The 6,238-nt window shown below is 71.0% G+C and carries 6 protein-coding genes; 1 reads left to right on the top strand and 5 read right to left on the bottom strand.

Going from position 1 to position 6,238, the window contains the following annotated elements; all coding sequences use genetic code 11:
* Window positions 1-230: 230 nt before the first annotated feature.
* Entirely contained in the window at window positions 231-425 is a 195-nt protein-coding gene (locus AC07AL_RS36025; RefSeq protein WP_363588681.1) for a hypothetical protein, read from the bottom strand.
* A gap of 189 nt (window positions 426-614) precedes the next feature.
* On the bottom strand, window positions 615-1,118 hold the full coding sequence (locus tag AC07AL_RS36020) for a GNAT family N-acetyltransferase (protein WP_363588679.1): 504 nt from the start codon (window positions 1,116-1,118) through the stop codon (window positions 615-617).
* 551 nt (window positions 1,119-1,669) lie between these two features.
* Here AC07AL_RS36020 and AC07AL_RS36015 point away from each other — a divergent pair.
* A complete protein-coding gene (locus tag AC07AL_RS36015) occupies window positions 1,670-2,914 on the top strand; it encodes an MFS transporter (RefSeq protein ID WP_363633397.1) in 1,245 nt (414 codons plus the stop codon).
* Window positions 2,915-2,991: 77 nt separating this feature from the next.
* Here the strand turns inward: AC07AL_RS36015 and AC07AL_RS36010 are convergent, their stop codons facing one another.
* The 3 genes from AC07AL_RS36010 to AC07AL_RS36000 all read right to left on the bottom strand — a co-directional run bounded on the left by AC07AL_RS36010 (window position 2,992) and on the right by AC07AL_RS36000 (window position 5,863).
* Window positions 2,992-3,651 carry an ATP-binding protein gene (locus tag AC07AL_RS36010; RefSeq protein WP_363633396.1) on the bottom strand — a complete coding sequence of 220 codons (660 nt, stop codon included), beginning with the start codon at window positions 3,649-3,651 and terminating at the stop codon, window positions 2,992-2,994.
* Between the two features lie 92 nt (window positions 3,652-3,743).
* Entirely contained in the window at window positions 3,744-4,604 is an 861-nt protein-coding gene (locus AC07AL_RS36005) for a DUF3592 domain-containing protein (protein ID WP_363633394.1), read from the bottom strand.
* 179 nt (window positions 4,605-4,783) lie between these two features.
* Window positions 4,784-5,863 carry a hypothetical protein gene (locus AC07AL_RS36000; protein WP_363633393.1) on the bottom strand — a complete coding sequence of 360 codons (1,080 nt, stop codon included), beginning with the start codon at window positions 5,861-5,863 and terminating at the stop codon, window positions 4,784-4,786.
* Window positions 5,864-6,238: the final 375 nt, after the last annotated feature.

Raw genomic sequence — 6,238 nt, 5'->3', positions numbered from 1 at the left:
CCTCCTGTAGTCCCCTGAGGGGGGGGGAAAAACCCCGCGGGGGTTGCGGGGTTTCTCCCCCCTCCGGGGGGGGGGGGGGAAAGGGGCTCGTCCCCCCCCCCCCCCCCCCCCCCCCCCCCCCCGATCCTTGTCCAGGGCGTGCGATCAGCCCGGGGGCACCAGTGCCGCACGGCCCGACGGAGCCGGAATCCTGCCGGTCCCGGGTGTGCCCGGAACCGGCAGGGCGGCGGTCAGCGGCGGGTCCGGCGGAGCGTCAGCAGCAGGCCGCCCGCAGCGCAGTTCGGGCCGAACGCCTGCTCCGGCGGGGGAGGCGCGGAGACCGCCGGCGCGGCAGCGTCGCTGCCCACACCGGTGCAGCCCGCGAGCGGCACGAAGGCCGGCGCGACGGCTGCGGTCAAGACGGGGCAGGTCGTGCGACGACGCATGCGAAGTCCTCCTCAAGGGGGCGAACCGGCCATCCGGGCTTAATGCGCTCAGATAGCGACACGGGAACGGGATGATCCCCGGGACTGACCTCACCTGACCACCCGGCACCGAATCGGCGCCGGGATCCGGCGGACCGGCCCGCCCGGGCGACGGGCGAGCCGAACGGGCTGTCCTCGCCCGGATCCCCGTCAGGGGGTGAGTCGGAACTCCTCCAACTCCATGCCGTACCAGCGGGTGGTGCGGCCCAGCGCGGTCATGCCGAGCCGGTGGCAGACGGCCAGCGACGGCCGGTTGTCCGGCCGGACCACCGAGTGGATCTCGGCCAGGCCGTCCGCGAATCCCTTGGCCACGGCGCCCTGCGCGGCCTCGGTGGCGTAGCCCTGCCCCCAGCTGTCCGGATGGAGGTGCCAGCCGACCTCGACCTCTCCGTCGCCGTCCGGGATCGGGGCGAGCAGGACGGAGCCGGCGACCACGCCGGTGTCCTTCCGTTCCGCCGCCCAGATGCCGAAGCGCGGGTCGGCCGAGCGGGAGCGGAAGCGTTCGATCGTCGCCTCGGCGTCAGTGAGGTTCTCCAGGGTGCGGGGATCGCGGCCCAGCCACTGCGTCACCTCCCAGCGGGAGTAGATGTCGAGTGCCCGTTCGCGGTCCTCGGGCTGCCACTGGCGTATCGTCAGGCGATTGGTCGTGAACATGGACGTGATTCTGCTCCGACTGACCTGCGGGTGCCAGGCGTAGGCGCTTTCGTCATCGACCGCGCGGCCTCCCCCGCAGGGCTTCCACCTCGCAGCTTCCATCGCTCCGACCTGACGGGCTCCCGTGCGCAGGGCGACTTTGGGCCAAGATTGCCTGTTCATGCGATCGGCACATGTTGTGCACACCTCCTCCCCGCAGGGTGTGGCCGTTCCAGGAACCGGTCAAGGACGGGATCTGGACCTGTTCGGGCTCGCCGATCGTCCCCGGGTACGTCATCACCGACCACATCCAGACCGGCTGCAACGGCATCGGCTCCTGGCGGCACCGCGCACTCGTCGTGCCGGTGCCTCCGGCACGCTCCCACCAGGGCAACTGGTCGAAGCCGTCGCCGTCGACCCGCACAGCGTCGAGATCCACGCCGCCCATCGTGTCCGCACAACGGATGGTTGTGCCTTCCCGGCGGATCGGTTGTTTGATCCCGCCATTCGCCATCCGCTTTGATGCCGGTGGTCATCGGGTGGTTGTTCGGATCGGCGAAAGGCGTACGGGCATGAACGGGCGGCGGGCACTGGGGCGACGGTTCGGATGGCTGTGGGCGGCGTTCGCGGTCAGCTCCTACGGCTCGGGGCTCGGATTCGGCGCGTTCCCCCTCCTCGCTATCCTCGTGCTGCACTCCGGACCGACCCAGGTGGCGCTGCTGTCCGCCGCGGGGCGGGCAGTGGGGGCCCTGGTCGCCGTGCCGCTCGGTCCGTGGATGGAGTTCCGGCGCAAACGGCCGGTCATGATGGCGATGGACCTGACCCGGTTCGCGGTGCTGTTGAGCGTCCCCGCCGCGTTCGCGCTCGGCCGGCTCAGCTTCGCCCAACTCCTCGTCGTCTCCGTCGTCACCGCCGCGGCCGACATCGCCTTCAAGGCCGCCGGCGGCGCGTACCTCAAGACGCTCGTGCCAGCCCAGGACCTGCTCGTCGCGAACAGTCGGTTCGAATCGACGACGTGGACCGCCACCACCGTCGGGCCACCGCTCGGCGGGGCCGCCATCGGACTGTTCGGCCCGGTGGTGACCGTGGTCGCCGACGCCCTCAGCTACCTGCTCTCGGCCCTCGGCATCCGCGCCATCGGCGGCACCGAACCGCACCCCGCGCCGACCGGCGCACCACGGCTGCGCGCCGGAGACCTGCTCGAAGGGTGGCGCCACATCCTCGCCCACCCCACACTGCGCCCGCTGTTCCTCAACACGATCGTGGTCAACGGCCTGATCATGGCCGCCGAACCGCTGATGGCCGTACTCCTCCTCGGCCGCCTCGGCTACGCACCCTGGCAGTACGGCCTCGTGTTCGCCTCCCCCTGCGTCGGCGGCCTGCTCGGCTCACGCCTCGCCCGCCCGCTCGCGGCGCGCTTCGGACAGCACCGGACGCTGCTCACCGCCGGAGTGCTGCGCGCGTGCTGGCCCATCGGGCTGGCGTTCGTCCAGCCCGGCGCCCCCGGGATCGTCCTCATCGTCACCGTCCAGCTCGGGCTGGTCACCTGCTGCGGCCTGTTCAATCCGCTGCTGGCCACCCACCGGCTCGAACAGATCGACCCCGACAAGCTCGCCCGCACCCTCTCCGCATGGTCGATCAGCAGCAGTGCCGCCATCGCGGCCCTCACCGCCCTCTGGGGCCTGCTGGCCGCCACCACCAGCCCCCGCACCGCGATCGCCGCCGCCGGATTCCTCCTCCTCGCCACCCCGCTGCTGCTCCCGCGTCGCGAGAGGACGCCCCGGAAAGCGGGGGAACAGGCCGCGAGCCTGACCTGAGACGCGGGAGGACCTGGCACGCGGGAACTCGGACAGCTGCCGGTCAGATATCTCGGATGTCTTGGATGTCTCGAATATCAGTGCGGCCCACGCCGGTCGTCGAACTGGACCTCCAACTGCGGCCAGGTCGCGGCCAGGTGTGTCAGGTCGTCAGGCGTCGGGCCGGTGAGTGTCGGGCCGGTGAGCGTTGGGGTGGTGAGCGGGCCCACTGGTGCGCTCGGCTTGAAGTGGACCAGTGTCCCGGTCGTGCCGTCCACCTCGATGGGCTCCAGGCCGGTGACGGGGACGCCGAGTTCGTAGCGCTGGGTCCAGGCTCCGTTGAGACGGCGGTTGGTGTGGACGAGCCAGTCGCTGAGCGCTGCGACGACGGACATGCCGCGCCGGGGATGACCGTCGGGCAGCACTTCGGCCTGCGGGGAGTCGAAGAACCGAAGGTCCTTCGTCGCCATGACCGGCTTCTTCACGCTCCGGCCCCGCTCGTCCACCCGGGTGTCGGTGCCCCGCCCGTCGTCCCTGACGGACAGCGAGCCGTCGGCGTGGAGAACGAGGACACAGCGCCCGCCGCCACTGCCTGACGCTTCGTCGGCCGCATAGCCGAGGACTTCCAGGACGAGGTGCCACGGTCCGTCCGGAGCGAACTCCGCCGGGTTCTGCCTGATGTGCGCCAGATGGTCCGTATCGACGGCGCTCGACCAGTCATGTGTCGTGTTGACCCACTGGGCCCTCGGTGCATTCATCGGGCCAGGATGCCGCAGGCCGACGACGGCTCCGGGACCGGCCCCGTGACTGAGGACGGTTCGCTGGCCGATGGTGCTACGGCCGTTGGGTGTCAGAGCAGGAGCGCTCCCGCGACTGCCGCCGACGCCGTGACGAGAAGGCCCACGGTGCCGCTGGTGACTCCGCTCCTCCAGGACCGCTGTGCGGACGCGAGGTCCGGGGTGAAGTCGGCCGGGTCGGCGGGGGAGTAGTGGATCGTGACGTTCCGGCCGTACGAGTTGGTCGGGTCCGGCAGGCCTGAAAAGCAGTAGGCGGTGACGGCCGCGCCCTCGTGGGTGGTGAAGGCGACCACCGGCGTCTGGCTGGTGGACGTGTAGCCGTCCTCGTCGGTGCGGACGTTCCTGACGACGGCGACCACACGGCCCGGAACGGGAACCATCGCGGCCAGGGTGTCGAACCGGCTCCGCGCCTGGCGGACCTCCTGGGGCAGGGAGCACGCGAGGAACACGCTCCACGGCGCGCCGACACCGATCAGGGCCCACGGCCAGCCCCAGTCGATCGCGGCGACGACCACCAGCCCGACGTAGATCAGGAACACCGCGAAGTTCGGCCAGCCGAGCCCGTAGCGGCCGGCCCAGAGGTCGTTGGTGAACCGGAAGGCGTGCGGTCTCCCGGGCGGATAGCGGATCCCGATCTCCCGGCCCGTCCAGGCCGTGTTGATCCTGTCGCCGCAGTCACCGTCGTTCGTCACGGTGAACTCCTGCCCGGTGGAGGAGTCTTGGAAGGTGACGACGACCGCTATGCCGTCCCCCTCGGAACCTCCGTGCCGCGGCTCCTGCACCCGCTCGATCCGCCCCATCACCCGGACCGTCCGCTGGGCTCGGGTCACCCCCGCCAGCGACCGCCCGTACCCGAGCAGTGCCAATGTGCCGAACACCCCGCACCAGAGCGCCAGACAGTCGTGCCAGCCCATGCGTCCTCCTCCTGTCCCTCCGGTACGGTCCGCCGGGGTTTCCTCGCTGCCGTGGCAACCCGTCGCGTGCAAGATCTACCACGTCCGGGCCGGTGGGGAGCCGCGGCGGCCGGCCCAAGTCGGCTGGTGGAAAGCAGTCTTGATGTCGAAGCGCGTCGAGCGCGGGTGAAGCGCGGTGATCAGCGTGCCGGGGTGCGTCGCACCACCTGGCCCTCACCGTTCGCCTCCAGCGAGGCACTGCCCTCGGGCCCGGTCACGCCGACCCTGATCGTGAGGGAGCCGGCGAGATGGTCGGCGGTGATCTGCCAGGACGTCGGGGAGCGGACGCCGAGCGTCGTCTCGGCCTCCTTGACCAGGGCCGGGAACCGCTCGTAGGGCAGGGACAGCGGATCGAACTGGGGGGCCTTCGTGCCGCTCGGGGAGAACACGACCGACAGCACGCGTTCCTGCGCGAAGACGGTGATCGCCTGGCGCGGATCCTTCCCCTCGGTAAGGGAGTTGATGGCCTTGCGCAGTTCGCCGTCGTCGAGGAACGACTGGTCCGGCCCGAGGGAGACAGTCCCGGTCCCGGACGACACCACCGTGGTCGACCACGTCGAAGTGACCGTCGGTGCCGGAGAAGCGGAGTCCTGCTGTTCGAACAGGTCCACGCGGAACAGGAAGACCACGGCAGCCGCGGCGAGCAGCAGGCCGAAGAGCCCGACGAAGCCGGTCGAACGGCCCTCGGGAGGCTCGGTCACCATGGTCGACTCGGGAGCCGAATCCAGCTGAGCGCCGGCCGCCCGCTCCTCCCACTCCGGGGTCGGCCGCTTCACGATCCTCACCCGCCACGGCCTGTCCTGCGGATACTTCACCACCAGGACGCCGCGCGGCCGGTAGTCGGGGAGGTCGACCAGGTTGATGTCCTGAGTGATCCCGACGCGGTAGGCCGGCTCGTCGTCCGGTGCGACGGTGAGATCGAACCGCACCGGCACGTCGCTCGTCTCACCCCCAATGGCGCGCAGGCTCTCGATCATCGCGAGCGCTGTCCGGGGCACGACCGCCGCCTCCCGGGCCCGCCGCGGCGCCCCGGCGAGCAGGAGTAACAGGCCGTAGGCGATGGGCAGTCCCAAACCCCCGATGAACAAGGGCACCTTCTCGACGACCACGCCGACGACGAGCGCGGCCAGCGAGCCCCCGATCACGGCCCCCGTCAGGAAACTGCGGGCGAGGGTGACCGGAGTGCTGCGCGGAGGCGGCGCGCTCGGGGTGATCGTCATACGGGTGATTGTGCCGGGCCGGGGTGACAGCCGGTAGGGCTGGGGCGGGCGTTGTTCGCGCGGGGCCGGCGGGGTGCGGAGTGGGCGACGGCTGTCAGTAGTAGTCGGAGCGACGGGCGGAAAGCAGGTCCCGGGTCGCGCCCGTCGCGGGGGCGGTTTCGACGGGTGGCCCGGTTCGCCAGCTCCCGCGGTCGACTTCACGGGAGTTGGCGGTGAGCAGGTGGTCTGTGCGCGAGTCGCGGGTCGGGCACGAGGGGCCGCGGGTGGCTATCGGGTGTCTGTGTTTGTGTTGTGTGTGAGTTGGTGGTTGAGGTTGGTGAGGGCGTTGTGGGTGGCTTTGGTGTGTTGGTTGGGGATGGTGTGTTTGGGGAGGAG

This window comes from Kitasatospora sp. NPDC043949, assembly GCF_056435365.1.
Note: the sequence above shows the minus strand (reverse complement) of the source record. Positions and strands in the feature narration are given on the sequence as shown.